13 protein-coding genes and 1 pseudogene are annotated in these 13,536 nt (G+C 54.3%); 12 read left to right on the top strand and 2 right to left on the bottom strand.

Features of this window, described 5'->3' with window-relative positions:
• Nucleotides 1-19 precede the first annotated feature (19 nt).
• Together ACRDD5_RS00930 and ACRDD5_RS00925 are read left to right on the top strand one after the other, a co-directional pair.
• Entirely contained in the window at nucleotides 20-256 is a 237-nt protein-coding gene (locus ACRDD5_RS00930; RefSeq protein ID WP_438675616.1) for an excisionase, read from the top strand.
• On the top strand, nucleotides 246-1,388 hold the full coding sequence (locus tag ACRDD5_RS00925; protein ID WP_438675615.1) for a phage integrase Arm DNA-binding domain-containing protein: 1,143 nt from the start codon (nucleotides 246-248) through the stop codon (nucleotides 1,386-1,388). The genes ACRDD5_RS00930 and ACRDD5_RS00925 overlap by 11 nt, the downstream gene beginning before the upstream one ends.
• Nucleotides 1,389-1,501: 113 nt before the next feature.
• On the opposite strand, the gene icd is transcribed toward ACRDD5_RS00925, so the two are convergent.
• Entirely contained in the window at nucleotides 1,502-2,752 is a 1,251-nt protein-coding gene (icd, locus tag ACRDD5_RS00920) for an NADP-dependent isocitrate dehydrogenase (RefSeq protein ID WP_271283903.1), read from the bottom strand.
• Nucleotides 2,753-2,869: 117 nt separating this feature from the next.
• Between icd and rluE the strand changes: the two genes are divergently transcribed.
• The 8 genes from rluE to ACRDD5_RS00880 all read left to right on the top strand — a co-directional run bounded on the left by rluE (nucleotide 2,870) and on the right by ACRDD5_RS00880 (nucleotide 10,676).
• Entirely contained in the window at nucleotides 2,870-3,541 is a 672-nt protein-coding gene (gene rluE / locus ACRDD5_RS00915; RefSeq protein WP_438675614.1) for a 23S rRNA pseudouridine(2457) synthase RluE, read from the top strand.
• Entirely contained in the window at nucleotides 3,534-4,007 is a 474-nt protein-coding gene (locus ACRDD5_RS00910; RefSeq protein WP_438675613.1) for an NUDIX hydrolase, read from the top strand. The genes rluE and ACRDD5_RS00910 overlap by 8 nt, the downstream gene beginning before the upstream one ends.
• A 41-nt stretch (nucleotides 4,008-4,048) precedes the next feature.
• Entirely contained in the window at nucleotides 4,049-5,158 is a 1,110-nt protein-coding gene (mnmA, locus tag ACRDD5_RS00905; protein ID WP_271283906.1) for a tRNA 2-thiouridine(34) synthase MnmA, read from the top strand.
• Between the two features lie 27 nt (nucleotides 5,159-5,185).
• Nucleotides 5,186-5,815 carry a high frequency lysogenization protein HflD gene (hflD, locus tag ACRDD5_RS00900; RefSeq protein ID WP_271283907.1) on the top strand — a complete coding sequence of 210 codons (630 nt, stop codon included), beginning with the start codon at nucleotides 5,186-5,188 and terminating at the stop codon, nucleotides 5,813-5,815.
• A 19-nt stretch (nucleotides 5,816-5,834) separates the two neighbouring features.
• A complete protein-coding gene (gene purB, locus ACRDD5_RS00895) occupies nucleotides 5,835-7,205 on the top strand; it encodes an adenylosuccinate lyase (RefSeq protein WP_438675612.1) in 1,371 nt (456 codons plus the stop codon).
• Between the two features lie 123 nt (nucleotides 7,206-7,328).
• Nucleotides 7,329-8,000, top strand: a complete 672-nt coding sequence (gene phoP / locus ACRDD5_RS00890) for a two-component system response regulator PhoP (RefSeq protein WP_438675687.1) — start codon at nucleotides 7,329-7,331, stop codon at nucleotides 7,998-8,000.
• Nucleotides 8,001-9,464 (top strand): two-component system sensor histidine kinase PhoQ, encoded by a 1,464-nt coding sequence (gene phoQ, locus ACRDD5_RS00885; RefSeq protein WP_438675611.1) that lies wholly within the window; start codon nucleotides 8,001-8,003, stop codon nucleotides 9,462-9,464.
• Nucleotides 9,465-9,554: 90 nt separating this feature from the next.
• Entirely contained in the window at nucleotides 9,555-10,676 is a 1,122-nt protein-coding gene (locus tag ACRDD5_RS00880; protein WP_438675610.1) for a ribosomal protein uL16 3-hydroxylase, read from the top strand.
• A gap of 52 nt (nucleotides 10,677-10,728) precedes the next feature.
• On the opposite strand, the gene pepT is transcribed toward ACRDD5_RS00880, so the two are convergent.
• Nucleotides 10,729-11,955, bottom strand: a complete 1,227-nt coding sequence (gene pepT / locus ACRDD5_RS00875) for a peptidase T (protein ID WP_438675609.1) — start codon at nucleotides 11,953-11,955, stop codon at nucleotides 10,729-10,731.
• A gap of 259 nt (nucleotides 11,956-12,214) precedes the next feature.
• On the opposite strand from pepT, the gene potA reads away from it, so the two are divergent.
• Nucleotides 12,215-13,342: a spermidine/putrescine ABC transporter ATP-binding protein PotA gene (gene potA / locus ACRDD5_RS00870; RefSeq protein WP_438675686.1), complete on the top strand. Its 1,128-nt coding sequence runs from the start codon at nucleotides 12,215-12,217 to the stop codon at nucleotides 13,340-13,342.
• A pseudogene (gene potB, locus ACRDD5_RS00865) lies at nucleotides 13,326-13,536 on the top strand (spermidine/putrescine ABC transporter permease PotB); the annotation flags it as partial. The gene potA and the pseudogene potB, both read left to right, overlap by 17 nt.

Here is a 13,536-nt window from a genome sequence, read left to right as displayed (position 1 = left end):
CGGTTTAGTGGAGAAAACTATGTCGCGAATGATGTCTTTAACCGACTGGGCAAAGGAAGAGTTTGGTGAAAAGGCCCCCAGCGAGCGTGTGCTTAAAAAATATGCCAAGGGAAAGATGATAGCGCCACCAGCTGTTAAGGTTGGTCGATGCTGGATGGTGGACCGCGAGGCCCGTTACGTTGGCATGATGGCCGAACCTGTTATTCCTGTGAATTCTAACCCCAGATTAAAACGGATAATTTCTGATGGCTGCTAGACCGCGGACTCATAAAATTTCAATACCAAACCTTTACTGCAAACTCGATAAGAGGACAGGTAAAGTTTACTGGCAATATAAGCATCCTGTATCTGGTCGATTCCACAGCCTGGGTACTGATGAGGCTGAGGCCAAACAAGTTGCAACTGAGGCGAATACAATCATTGCCGAACAGCGCACCCGGCAAATCCTAAGCGTTAATGACCGACTGGCTAGAATGAAGGGTAAAAGAACTGACATCACCGTTACTGAGTGGATTGATAAATACACTTTAATTCAAGAGGAAAGATTAAAGAATAATGAATTAAGGCCAAACTCTTTTCGACAAAAGAATAAGCCATTACGTTTATTCCGAGAGCATTGCGGCATTCAGCACCTCAAGGATATTTCAACTCTTGATATATCTGAAATTACAGATGCAATAAAGGAAGAAGGCCATAACAGGATGGCTCAAGTTGTGCGCATGGTTTTGATTGATGTTTTCAAAGAAGCTCAACATTCCGGTCACGTTCCGCCAGGCTACAACCCTGCGATGGCAACCAGGCAACCAAGACATAAAGTTACCCGTCATCGTTTATCATTTGATGAATGGGTCATGATTTATGAATCTGCGGAACATCAGCAGCCATATCTGCAGACTGGAATGTTGCTGGCTTTAGTAACCGGTCAGCGTTTGGGGGATATCTGTAAGATGAAATTCTCGGATATCTGGGACGACATGCTTCATGTAGAACAAGAAAAAACAGGCTCACGTTTAGCTATCCCTTTAAACCTGAGATGCGATGTATTGGGCCTGACCTTAAGAGATGTTATTTCAAAATGTCGTGATGCTGTAGTGAGTAAATATCTTGTTCACTTCCGACACTCCAGTTCGCAGTCCACAAGAGGTGACTGCGTCTCTACAAGTAGTTTGACTACAACCTTTAAAAAAGCCAGGAACAAATGCGGAATAGATTGGGAAAAAGGAACCGCCCCAACCTTCCATGAGCAACGTTCTCTTTCTGAGCGTATCTACAGAGATCAAGGCATAGATACCCAAAAATTATTGGGTCATAAATCCCGGAAGCAAACCGACAAATATAATGATGACAGGGGTAAAGATTGGGTGGTTATCGATTCAAAAACGGGGTGAATTCAGCGGGGTTTTGGGGAAACGTTTTGGGGAAGGTTTTGGGGAAGGTTTCTGAGGTGGCAAAAAAAACGGGAACCCTTCGGCTCCCGTTCGCATACAAACCAGAATCTGGATTACATGTTTTTGATGATCGCGTCACCAAACTCTGAACATTTCAGCAGTTTAGCGCCTTCCATCAGACGTTCGAAATCGTAAGTTACGGTTTTGGCGTTAATCGCGCCTTCCATACCTTTCACGATCAGGTCAGCCGCTTCGAACCATTCCATATGACGCAACATCATCTCAGCGGACAGGATGATAGAACCTGGGTTCACTTTGTCCTGACCTGCATACTTCGGTGCGGTGCCGTGGGTAGCTTCGAACAGGGCGCATTCGTCGCCGATGTTCGCGCCTGGTGCGATACCGATACCGCCAACCTGCGCCGCCAGGGCGTCAGAGATGTAGTCACCGTTCAGGTTCATACAGGCGATAACGTCGTATTCAGCCGGACGCAGCAGGATTTGCTGCAGGAACGCATCGGCGATCACATCTTTAATGATGATCTCTTTGCCGGTGTTCGGGTTCTTGATCTTCTGCCACGGGCCGCCGTCGATCAGTTCACCACCGAATTCTTCCGCCGCCAACTGGTAACCCCAGTCTTTGAACGCGCCTTCGGTGAACTTCATGATGTTACCTTTGTGAACAATGGTCACAGAGTCACGGTCGTTGGTGATCGCGTATTCAATCGCCGCGCGGACCAGACGCTTGGTGCCGTCTTCGGAGCACGGTTTGATACCGATGCCGCAATGTTCAGGGAAGCGAATTTTCTTCACGCCCATCTCATCACGCAGGAACTTGATCACTTTCTCGGCTTCAGCAGAGTCTGCTTTCCACTCGATGCCCGCGTAGATATCTTCTGAGTTCTCACGGAAGATAACCATGTCGGTCAGTTCTGGGTGTTTAACCGGGCTCGGAGTACCCTGGTAGTAACGTACCGGGCGCAGGCACACGTACAGGTCGAGTTCCTGACGCAGGGCAACGTTCAGAGAGCGAATACCGCCACCGACTGGGGTAGTCAGAGGGCCTTTGATGGCAACGCGGTAGTCACGAATCAGGTCAAGTGTTTCAGTTGGCAGCCAGACGTCCTGGCCGTAAACGTGGGTAGATTTTTCACCGGTGTAAATTTCCATCCAGGAAATTTTACGCTCGCCTTTATAGGCTTTCTCAACAGCGGCATCCACCACTTTCAGCATTGCCGGAGTGACGTCAACACCAATACCGTCACCTTCGATGAACGGGATAATCGGATTGTGTGGAACGTTCAGCTTACCGTCTTGCAGGGTGATCTTTTTACCTTCCGCCGGAACAACTACTTTGCTTTCCATTAACCTCTCCTTCGAGCGCTTCTGGTTGTTACTGATCTTATGTTAATAAATTGTAATTAGCTCATCGATAGTACCTGAATGTCCGGCACCATGAAAGGCATTCGTTATTAGGCTATAATGCGGCAATTGATAACTTCTGAAAATACCATGCAGAAAACTTCTTTTAGAAATCACCACGTTGAACGATTCAGCACGCGACAAGCATCCAGACCGCGCAAGCAACGCGAGCCCACAAGGGTGATTTTGTTCAATAAACCTTACGATGTGCTGCCGCAGTTTACCGACGAAGCCGGACGCAGCACGTTGAAAGATTTTATCCCCGTTCAGGGCGTGTATGCGGCCGGTCGCCTCGATCGCGACAGCGAAGGCCTGATGGTGCTCACTAACGACGGTGAATTGCAGGCCCGCTTGACCCAGCCCGGTAAACGCACCGGCAAAATCTACTATGTTCAGGTCGAAGGCGAGCCGGGCGAAGAGGCTGTGGCAGCGTTACGTAACGGCGTGGCGCTCAACGACGGTCCTACCCTGCCCGCCGGCATTGAGATAGTGAGCGAGCCCGAGTGGCTGTGGCCGCGCAATCCGCCGATCCGCGAGCGCAAGTCGATACCGGTTACGTGGATCAAAATCACCCTGTATGAAGGCCGCAATCGTCAGGTGCGACGCATGACGGCCCATGTCGGGCATCCGACCCTGCGGCTGATTCGCTATTCGATGGGCAATTACACGCTGGATAACCTCGCCAACGGTGAATGGCGGGACGTTACTGAACAAGGAGAGAGACATGTTTAAGCCGCACGTTACTGTTGCTACGGTTGTGCACGCCCAGGGCAAATTTTTAGTGGTCGAAGAGACCATCAACGGCAAAGCACTATGGAATCAGCCTGCGGGCCATCTTGAAGCCGATGAGACCCTGGTTCAGGCCGCGCGCCGTGAACTGTGGGAAGAGACGGGAATTGATGCTCAGCCGCAACACTTCATTCGTTTACATCAGTGGATTGCTCCGGATAACACCCCGTTTTTGCGCTTCCTGTTTGCCATTGAGCTTAACGATACGTGCGCCACGGAGCCGCATGACAGCGATATCGATCGCTGCCTGTGGGTCGATGCCGACACCATACTGAACGCCACCCATCTGCGCTCGCCGCTGGTTGCGGAGAGTATTCGTAGCTATCTTACCGGCAGCCGTCTGCCGCTGGAGACGATCGGGGAATTTAACTGGCCGTTTACAGAGGGTGTCAATGCCGGGGTCGCGTGATAGAATACGCCGCCTTTAAGTTCAATGTCGTGAGTATTCCAATGTCTGAAAGCCCAAAAAAAGTGATCGTCGGCATGTCCGGCGGCGTCGATTCTTCCGTCTCTGCCTGGCTGTTGCTGCAACAGGGCTATAAGGTTGAAGGCCTGTTCATGAAGAACTGGGAAGAAGACGATGGCGAGGAATACTGCACGGCTGCTGCGGATCTTGCCGATGCGCAGGCCGTGTGCGACAAGCTGGGCATTGAACTGCATACCGTCAATTTTGCCGCAGAGTACTGGGACAACGTGTTCGAGCATTTCCTTGCTGAATATAAAGCAGGCCGCACGCCGAACCCGGATATTCTGTGCAACAAAGAAATTAAATTCAAAGCGTTCCTCGAATTCGCCGCTGAAGATCTGGGTGCTGACTACATCGCTACCGGCCACTACGTGCGCCGCGCGGATGTCGACGGCAAAAGCCAGCTGCTGCGCGGTCTCGACGGCAACAAAGATCAGAGCTACTTCCTGTATACCCTCGGCCACGAACAGATTGCGCAAAGCCTGTTCCCGGTGGGTGAGCTGGAAAAACCCGAAGTGCGTAAAATCGCCGAAGATCTGGGGCTTGTCACCGCAAAGAAAAAAGACTCCACCGGCATCTGCTTTATCGGTGAGCGCAAATTCCGTGAATTCCTTGGCCGCTACCTGCCTGCCCAGCCGGGTAAAATCATCACCGTTGACGGCGATGCCATTGGCGAGCATCAGGGGCTGATGTACCACACCCTCGGCCAGCGTAAAGGCCTGGGTATTGGTGGCATTAAAGAGGGTAGCGAAGATCCGTGGTACGTGGTCGATAAAGATGTTGAAAACAACATTCTGATTGTGGCCCAGGGTCACGATCATCCACGTCTGATGTCGGTCGGCCTGATCGCCCAACAGCTGCACTGGGTCGATCGCCAGCCGCTGAAAGGCACGCTGCGCTGCACGGTGAAAACCCGCTATCGTCAGACCGATATCCCCTGCACCATAACCGCACTGGACGACGAACGCATCGATGTGCGTTTTGACGAGCCGGTGGCAGCCGTAACGCCAGGTCAGTCCGCCGTGTTTTACAGCGGTGAAATCTGCCTTGGCGGCGGTATTATCGAACAACGCCTGCCGCTGACTGCGGTTTAATGCGATTACACACAGAAAGGAGCAAGTGTGGCGAAGAATTTTTATGACATCACCCTGGCGCTGGCGGGAATTTGCCAGTCTGCCCGTCTGGTGCAACAGCTGGCGCATCAGGGTCATTGCGATGCTGACGCCCTGCACGTTTCGCTCAACAGCGTTGTCGATTTGAACCCCAGTTCAGCCCTCGGCGTCTTCGGTGGTAGCGAAGCGAATCTTCGCCTCGGTCTGGAAACCTTGCTGGGTGTACTGAATGCCAGCAACCGTCAGGGGCTGAATGCCGAGCTGACGCGCTATACCCTGAGCATGATGGTGCTGGAGCGTAAGCTCAACGCCGCCAAAGGCGCGATGGACACCCTCGGGGATCGGATAGCTGGCTTGCAGCGCCAGCTCGATCATTTCGATCTGCAGTCAGAAACGTTGCTCAGCGCCATGGCCGGCATTTATGTGGACGTTATTAGTCCGCTGGGACCGCGGATCCAGGTCACCGGATCGCCTGCCGTCCTGCAAAGCCCACAGGTGCAGGCCAAAGTTCGCGCCTCGCTGCTGGCCGGTATCCGTGCCGCCGTGCTGTGGCATCAGGTCGGCGGTGGCCGCCTGCAGTTAATGTTTTATCGTAATCGCCTGACCACTCAGGCAAAACAAATTCTTGCTCATTGTTAACCTCCCGGAGTTGCGAATTATGGAATTATCCTCACTGACCGCCGTTTCCCCTGTCGATGGACGCTACGGCGATAAAGTCAGCGCGCTGCGCGGGATCTTCAGCGAATATGGTCTGCTGAAGTTCCGTGTGCAGGTTGAAGTGCGCTGGCTGCAAAAGCTGGCCACCCAAGCAGCAATCAAGGAAGTTCCTGCTTTTGACAGCCAGGCAAACGATTACCTCGATCAAATCGTTGCACAATTCAATGAAGAAGATGCCGCGCGCATCAAAACCATTGAGCGCACCACCAACCATGATGTGAAAGCGGTTGAATATTTCCTGAAAGAGAAAGTCGCCAGCGTACCGGCGCTGCATGCGGTGTCTGAATTTATCCACTTCGCCTGCACCTCAGAAGATATCAACAACCTTTCCCACGCGCTGATGCTCTCCACCGCGCGTCAGGACGTGGTGCTGCCGTACTGGCGCAAAATCATCGATGCAGTCAAAGCGCTGGCGGTAGAGTATCGCGATATCCCGCTGCTCTCCCGAACCCACGGTCAACCCGCTACGCCGTCCACCATCGGTAAAGAGATGGCCAACGTCGCCTACCGTATGGAGCGTCAGTATCGTCAGCTGGAGCAGGTGGAGATCCTCGGTAAAATCAACGGCGCGGTCGGCAACTACAATGCCCACATCGTGGCGTACCCGGAAGTGGACTGGCACCAGTTCAGCGAAGAGTTTGTGACCTCGCTGGGCATTCAGTGGAACCCGTACACCACCCAGATCGAGCCGCACGATTACATCGCTGAGCTGTTCGACTGCATGGCACGTTTCAACACCATTCTGATCGACTTCGACCGCGACGTCTGGGGCTACATTGCTCTGAACCACTTCAAGCAGAAGACCATCGCCGGTGAAATCGGTTCGTCCACCATGCCGCACAAAGTGAACCCAATTGACTTCGAAAACTCTGAAGGCAACCTGGGTCTGGCGAATGCCCTGCTGCAGCATATGGCCAGCAAACTGCCGGTTTCGCGCTGGCAGCGTGACCTGACCGACTCCACCGTGCTGCGTAACCTCGGCGTGGGTATCGGCTATGCGCTGATCGCGTATCAGTCCACCCTGAAGGGTGTGAGCAAGCTGGAAGTAAACCGTGACCGCCTGCTGGACGAGCTGGATCACAACTGGGAAGTGCTGGCAGAGCCGATCCAGACCGTAATGCGCCGCTACGGCATCGAAAAACCGTATGAAAAACTGAAAGAGCTGACCCGCGGCAAACGTGTTGATGCCGAAGGCATGAAGCAGTTTATCGACGGTCTGGCGCTGCCAGAAGACGAGAAAACCCGTCTGAAAGCGATGACCCCAGCCAACTACATTGGCCGTGCAACCACCATGGTTGACGAACTGAAGTAATGCTTTTCACCCTCTTTCCGCCCGGAAAGAGGGTTCCCCCCTTCGGTTGACGAAATGTTTATCCCCGCCGCAACATAATCAGCGTTAAAATAATCTGACTATTCATATTAGGGAGACGCGATGATGCGCGTACTGGTTGTTGAGGATAATGCGTTATTACGTCATCACCTGAAGGTCCAGCTTCAGGAGATGGGGCATCAGGTCGATGACGCCGAAGACGCAAAGGAAGCGGACTATTATCTCAATGAACACCTGCCCGATATCGCCATCGTCGATTTGGGACTGCCGGATGAAGATGGCCTGTCGCTGATCCGCCGCTGGCGCAGCCATGAGGTCTCGTTGCCGGTGCTGGTGCTAACCGCCCGCGAAGGCTGGCAGGACAAGGTCGAAGTGCTCAGCGCGGGTGCGGATGACTATGTCACCAAGCCCTTTCATATCGAAGAGGTTGCCGCCCGCATGCAGGCGCTGATGCGCCGCAACAGCGGTCTGGCGTCGCAGGTGATCTCAATCCCCCCATTTCAGGTGGATCTCTCGCGCCGTGAACTCGCCATTCACGACGAGGTGATCAAGCTCACGGCGTTTGAATACACCATTATGGAAACGCTGATCCGCAACAGCGGCAAAGTGGTGAGTAAAGATTCCCTGATGCTCCAGCTCTATCCCGATGCCGAGCTGCGCGAAAGCCATACCATCGACGTGCTGATGGGGCGTCTGCGCAAGAAAATTCAGACCCAGTATCCGGATGATGTGATCACTACCGTGCGCGGCCAGGGCTATCTTTTCGAATTACGCTAAATGAAAAAACTCTTTCGTCACGTTCTGCCCCTGTCGCTGCGGTTTCGTTTCCTGCTGGCGACCGCGGCGGTAGTGCTGGTGCTGTCGCTGGCCTACGGCATGGTGGCGCTGGTGGGTTACAGCGTCAGTTTTGATAAAACCACCTTCCGCCTGCTGCGCGGTGAAAGTAACCTCTTCTATACCCTCGCCAAATGGCAAGACGGCAAAATCAGCATTGATATGCCGGCGCAGCTGGACAAACAGAGTCCAACCATGGCGCTGATTTACAACGACAAAGGTCAACTACTGTGGGCCCAGCGCGACGTTCCCTGGCTTATCAACAGCATTCGTCCGGAGTGGCTAAAGACCAACGGCTTTCATGAGATCGAAGCAGATGTGGATGCCACCAGCACCCTCGTCGGCAATAACCACTCTATGCAGCAAGAGCTGGCGGAGATCCGCGAGGATGACGACGACAGCGAGCTGAACCACTCGGTAGCGATTAATCTCTACCCCGCCACCACGGCGATGCCGCAGCTGACGATTGTGGTGATAGACACCGTTCCCATTGAGCTAAAACGATCTTATATGGTGTGGAGCTGGTTCGTGTATGTGCTGGCGGCCAACCTGCTGCTGGTGATCCCCCTGCTGTGGCTGGCTGCCTGGTGGAGCCTGCGCCCTATCGAGTCGCTGGCAAAAGAGGTACGCGAGCTGGAAGAGCATCACCGCGAGAAGCTGAACCCGAATACCACCCGGGAGCTAACCAGCCTGGTGAGCAACCTGAATCGCCTGTTGAAAAGCGAGCGCGATCGCTACGACAAATACCGCACCACCCTGACTGACCTTGCCCACAGCCTGAAAACCCCGCTGGCGGTGCTGCAAAGCACCTTGCGTTCGCTGCGCAGAACAAAACTGAGCGTCGATGATGCCGAGCCGGTGATGCTGGAGCAAATCAGCCGCATCTCGCAGCAGATTGGCTATTACCTGCACCGCGCCAGTATGCGTTCGGGCAGTGCCCTGCTGAGCCGGGAGCTGCATCCCGTTGCGCCGCTGCTGGATAGCCTGACCTCTGCGCTGAACAAGGTCTATCAACGCAAAGGGGTCAATATCACCCTCGATATTTCGCCGGAAATCAGCTTCGTCGGTGAAAAGAACGACTTTATGGAAGTGATGGGCAATCTGCTTGATAACGCCTGCAAATACTGCCTCGAGTTCGTTGAAGTGTCGGCCCGCGTGAGTGATGATCAGCTGCACATTATCGTTGAGGATGACGGTCCGGGGATCCCCCGGGGGAAACGCGACCAGGTGTTCGATCGCGGCCAACGCGCCGACACGCTGCGTCCCGGCCAGGGCGTAGGCCTGTCGGTGGCCCGCGACATCGTCGAGCAGTACAACGGCAGGATCGATGCCGGAGAGAGTCTGCTGGGCGGCGCACGTATGGAAGCGGTTTTTGCCCGTCAGCATCCCACGGCTGACAATAGTTAGCCGTGGGAGTGAGAAAATGCGTGAAACTCGCACCCAGGCTGCTGAGCTTCCGTTATAATCCGACTCAGTAAGAGCCTGCGGAAAATAAATATGGATTATCAATTAGCACTTAACTGGCCCGATTTTATCGAACGTTACTGGCAGAAACGCCCGGTCGTTCTGAAACGCGGGATCGCCAATTTCATCGATCCGATCTCCCCGGATGAGCTGGCCGGTCTGGCGATGGAGAGCGAAGTCGACAGCCGTCTCGTCAGTCATCAGGACGGAAAATGGCAGGTCAGCCACGGCCCGTTTGAAAGCTACGATCATCTTGGCGAGACCAACTGGTCATTACTGGTGCAGGCGGTTAACCACTGGCACCAGCCTGCCGCAGCGCTGATGGCACCGTTCCGCGCTCTGCCCGACTGGCGGATGGACGATCTGATGATCTCCTTCTCCGTACCGGGCGGCGGCGTGGGTCCGCATCTGGATCAGTACGATGTGTTTATTATTCAGGGAACCGGCCGCCGCCGCTGGCGCGTGGGTGAGAAAGTGCCGATGAAACAGCACTGTCCGCACCCGGACCTGCTGCAGGTCGATCCGTTTGCCGGGATCATCGACGAAGAGCTGGAGCCGGGCGATATTTTGTATATCCCACCGGGCTTCCCGCACGAAGGCTACTCCCTTGAAAACTCGATGAACTATTCCGTGGGTTTCCGTGCGCCAAGCGGTCGCGAGATGATCAGCGGGTTTGCCGATTACGTGCTGCAACGCGAGCTGGGTAGCCATCGCTTTAGCGACCCGGATGTGCCTGCCCGTGAGCATCCAGCCGATATTCTGCCAGAAGAGCTGGAGAAACTGCGCGGCATGATGCTGGATCTGATCAACCAGCCAGCCCATTTCAACCAGTGGTTTGGGGAGTTTATCAGCCAGTCCCGCCACGAGCTGGATGTCTCTCCGCCGGAGCCGCCGTATCAGCCGGATGAGATTTACGATGCGCTGCAGCAAGGCGACAAGCTGGTGCGTCTGGGTGGATTACGCGTGTTACGCATTGGCGAGGACATTTTCGTCAACGGCGAACAGCTGGATTCCCCGCACCGTCCGGCGCTGGAAGCGCTGGCCAGCCATACGCAGCTGACCGCCGGGCACTTTGGCGATGCGCTGGAAGATCCGTCGTTCCTCGCGATGCTGGCCGCGCTGGTGAACAGCGGGTACTGGTTCTTCGAGGACTGAGTACGTTTGTTCTTTTCCCGGTGACGCTCCAGCAGCGCCACCGGGCATTTCTCTACGCTTGTTTCGCGGTTAACTCGGCGATACGCACAATCACCTGCACTGCTTTTTCCATCCCTTCTAACGTCACAAACTCATGCTTGCCGTGGTAGTTGTAGCCGCCGGTAAACAGGTTCGGGCACGGCAGTCCCATAAAGGAGAGCTGGGCGCCGTCGGTGCCGCCGCGAATCGGCTTCAGCTGCGGTTCGATATCGCAATCTCGCATCGCCTGCTTCGCGACGTCGAGGATATACGGATGCGCGATCACCTTTTCTTGCATATTGTAATAACTGTCTTCAATGATCAGCTCAATGTAGCAATCCGGGTGCAGCCCTTTACCGACATTTTTGGCGATATCCATGATCTTGCGTTTCCGCGCTTCAAAACCATCGCGGTCAAAATCACGGATGATGTAGTGCATATCAGCGCGATCCACGGTCCCTTTGATACTGGTGAGATGGTAGAACCCTTCATAACCCTCAGTCTGCTCCGGACTTTCGTCAGCCGGAACTTGTGCATGAATGCGGGCTGCCAGCGAAAGGGCATTAACCATCACTCCTTTCGCCGTTCCCGGATGCACGTTATTGCCGACGATACGAATACTGACCGATGCGGCGTTGAAGTTTTCGAATTCCAGCTCGCCTACCCCGCCACCGTCGACGGTGTAGGCCCAGCGGGCGTTGAACGCCTCGACGTCAAAATGCTTCGCCCCTTTTCCCACCTCTTCGTCGGGGGTGAACGCGACGCGGATATCTCCGTGAGGCACGTTGCTGGCCTTCAGCACCGCCAGGGCGGTCATGATCTCAGCCACGCCCGCTTTATCATCCGCGCCGAGCAGCGTTTTGCCGTCGGTGGTGATCAGCGTCTGGCCGAGCAGCTGGTGCAACACCGGGAACATCACCGGGGACAGAACCTCATCGCCGATCCCCAATGCGATATCCCCGCCGCGATAATGCTCAACTATCTGCGGATTGACGTTTTTACCGCTAAAATCCGGTGAGGTATCGACATGGGAGATAAAACCAATGGCCGGAATATCGCCGTCAACGTTGGCCGGCAGCGTCCCCATCACCGTCCCTTTTTCACTGAGTGTGACGTTGACCAGGCCCAGATCGTCCAGCTGCGTCTTCAGCAGCTGTAACAGTTTCCATTGACCTTCGGTGCTCGGCACCTGACGGACCCCCGATTTAGATTGGGTATCCAGCGATACGTACTGTAAAAAACGCTCAAGTAATTTATCCATGCAGTCACCCTCACTTTTCGTGACAACATTATCAGTAAGCATCAAAACCCAAATATTGCGTCAGGTCACTTTTATCCCGTAAACGAGAATATTTCCCTTTAACGGACCGCCCGCTAATAAATGTAGCTTATCAATGGGTAACAAGGATTGGCGATTTCAACGGTTTACCGTAGAATGTTGGCCCTCATTAAGCGCCATCAAGGTGATTACCCACAACCCCTGCTGCGATAAGTCATTCACGGCATCGATATGGGACCGAATCAAAAAATTGAATACACAACCCGCTTCACTGTCACCGTTGGTGCAACTGGCCGGCATTGGTAAAAGTTTTGATGGTAAAACCGTCATTTCCGACCTCGATCTGACCATCAACAACGGCGAGTTTTTAACGCTGCTGGGCCCTTCGGGCTGCGGCAAAACGACAGTGCTTCGCCTTATCGCCGGGCTTGATACCGTCGACCACGGTCATATTCATCTCGAAAACCAGGACATTACCGACGTCCCTGCCGAACACCGCCACGTTAATACCGTCTTTCAGAGCTACGCCCTTTTCCCGCACATGACGGTATTTGAAAACGTCGCCTTTGGCCTGCGGATGCAGAAAACCCCGGCCAGCGATATCACCCCGCGCGTCACCGATGCCCTGCGCATGGTGCAGCTCGAAGCCTTTGCCCAGCGTAAACCGCACCAGCTTTCCGGCGGACAGCAGCAGCGCGTCGCCATCGCCCGCGCGGTGGTCAACAAGCCGCGCCTGCTGCTGTTAGATGAATCCCTGTCCGCGCTGGATTACAAACTGCGCAAGCAGATGCAGAACGAATTAAAAGCACTCCAGCGCAAGCTCGGTATCACCTTTGTCTTTGTCACCCACGATCAGGAAGAGGCCCTGACCATGTCCGATCGCATCGTGGTGATGCGCGACGGCAAAATCGAGCAGGACGGCACGCCACGTGAAATCTACGAAGAGCCAAAAAACCTGTTTGTTGCCAGCTTTATTGGCGAAATCAATATTTTCAACGCGACGGTGATCGAACGCCTTGATGAGGAGCGCGTACGCGCCAGCGTCGAGGGACGGGAGTGCAATATTTCGGTGAAGTTTGCCGTCGAGCCGGGCCAGCCCCTGAACGTCCTGCTGCGGCCAGAGGATTTGCGCGTAGACGAAGTCCACGACGAAAGCGAAGCGGAAGGCCTTATCGGCTACATCCGCGAGCGCAACTACAAGGGGATGACCCTGGAGTCGGTGGTCGAGCTGGAGAACGGCAAGATGGTGACCGTCAGCGAATTCTTTAACGAAGACGATCCGGATTTTGACCACTCGCTCAATCAGAAAATGGTGATCAACTGGGTTGAAAGCTGGGAGGTTGTGCTGGCTGATGAACAACACAAGTAAGTTCCAGAATGTGGTGATTGCCACTGTCGTCGGTTGGCTTGTGCTGTTTGTCTTTTTACCCAACCTGATGATCATTGCCACCAGCTTTTTGACCCGCGACGATGCCAGTTTCGTCAAGCTGGTGTTTACGCTGGATAACTACACGCGCCTGCTGGATCCGCTCTATTTTCAGGTGCTACTGCACTCGCTCAACA

Source organism: Silvania sp. (assembly GCF_051656365.1).
Classification (GTDB): domain Bacteria; phylum Pseudomonadota; class Gammaproteobacteria; order Enterobacterales; family Enterobacteriaceae; genus Enterobacter; species Enterobacter hatchlandensis.
Note: the sequence above shows the minus strand (reverse complement) of the source record. Positions and strands in the feature narration are given on the sequence as shown.

Excerpts from the sequence above, each read along its gene's own strand:
- icd (WP_271283903.1), bottom strand. The coding sequence starts at position 2,752 with ATGGAAAGCAAAGTAGTTGTTCCGGCGGAAGGTAAAAAGATCACCCTG.
- ACRDD5_RS00910 (WP_438675613.1), top strand. The coding sequence starts at position 3,534 with ATGTTTAAGCCGCACGTTACTGTTGCTACGGTTGTGCACGCCCAGGGC.
- phoQ (WP_438675611.1), top strand. The coding sequence starts at position 8,001 with ATGAAAAAACTCTTTCGTCACGTTCTGCCCCTGTCGCTGCGGTTTCGT.
- pepT (WP_438675609.1), bottom strand. The coding sequence starts at position 11,955 with ATGGATAAATTACTTGAGCGTTTTTTACAGTACGTATCGCTGGATACC.
- purB (WP_438675612.1), top strand. The coding sequence starts at position 5,835 with ATGGAATTATCCTCACTGACCGCCGTTTCCCCTGTCGATGGACGCTAC.
- mnmA (WP_271283906.1), top strand. The coding sequence starts at position 4,049 with ATGTCTGAAAGCCCAAAAAAAGTGATCGTCGGCATGTCCGGCGGCGTC.
- rluE (WP_438675614.1), top strand. The coding sequence starts at position 2,870 with ATGCGGCAATTGATAACTTCTGAAAATACCATGCAGAAAACTTCTTTT.
- phoP (WP_438675687.1), top strand. The coding sequence starts at position 7,329 with ATGCGCGTACTGGTTGTTGAGGATAATGCGTTATTACGTCATCACCTG.
- ACRDD5_RS00930 (WP_438675616.1), top strand. The coding sequence starts at position 20 with ATGTCGCGAATGATGTCTTTAACCGACTGGGCAAAGGAAGAGTTTGGT.
- ACRDD5_RS00925 (WP_438675615.1), top strand. The coding sequence starts at position 246 with ATGGCTGCTAGACCGCGGACTCATAAAATTTCAATACCAAACCTTTAC.
- ACRDD5_RS00880 (WP_438675610.1), top strand. The coding sequence starts at position 9,555 with ATGGATTATCAATTAGCACTTAACTGGCCCGATTTTATCGAACGTTAC.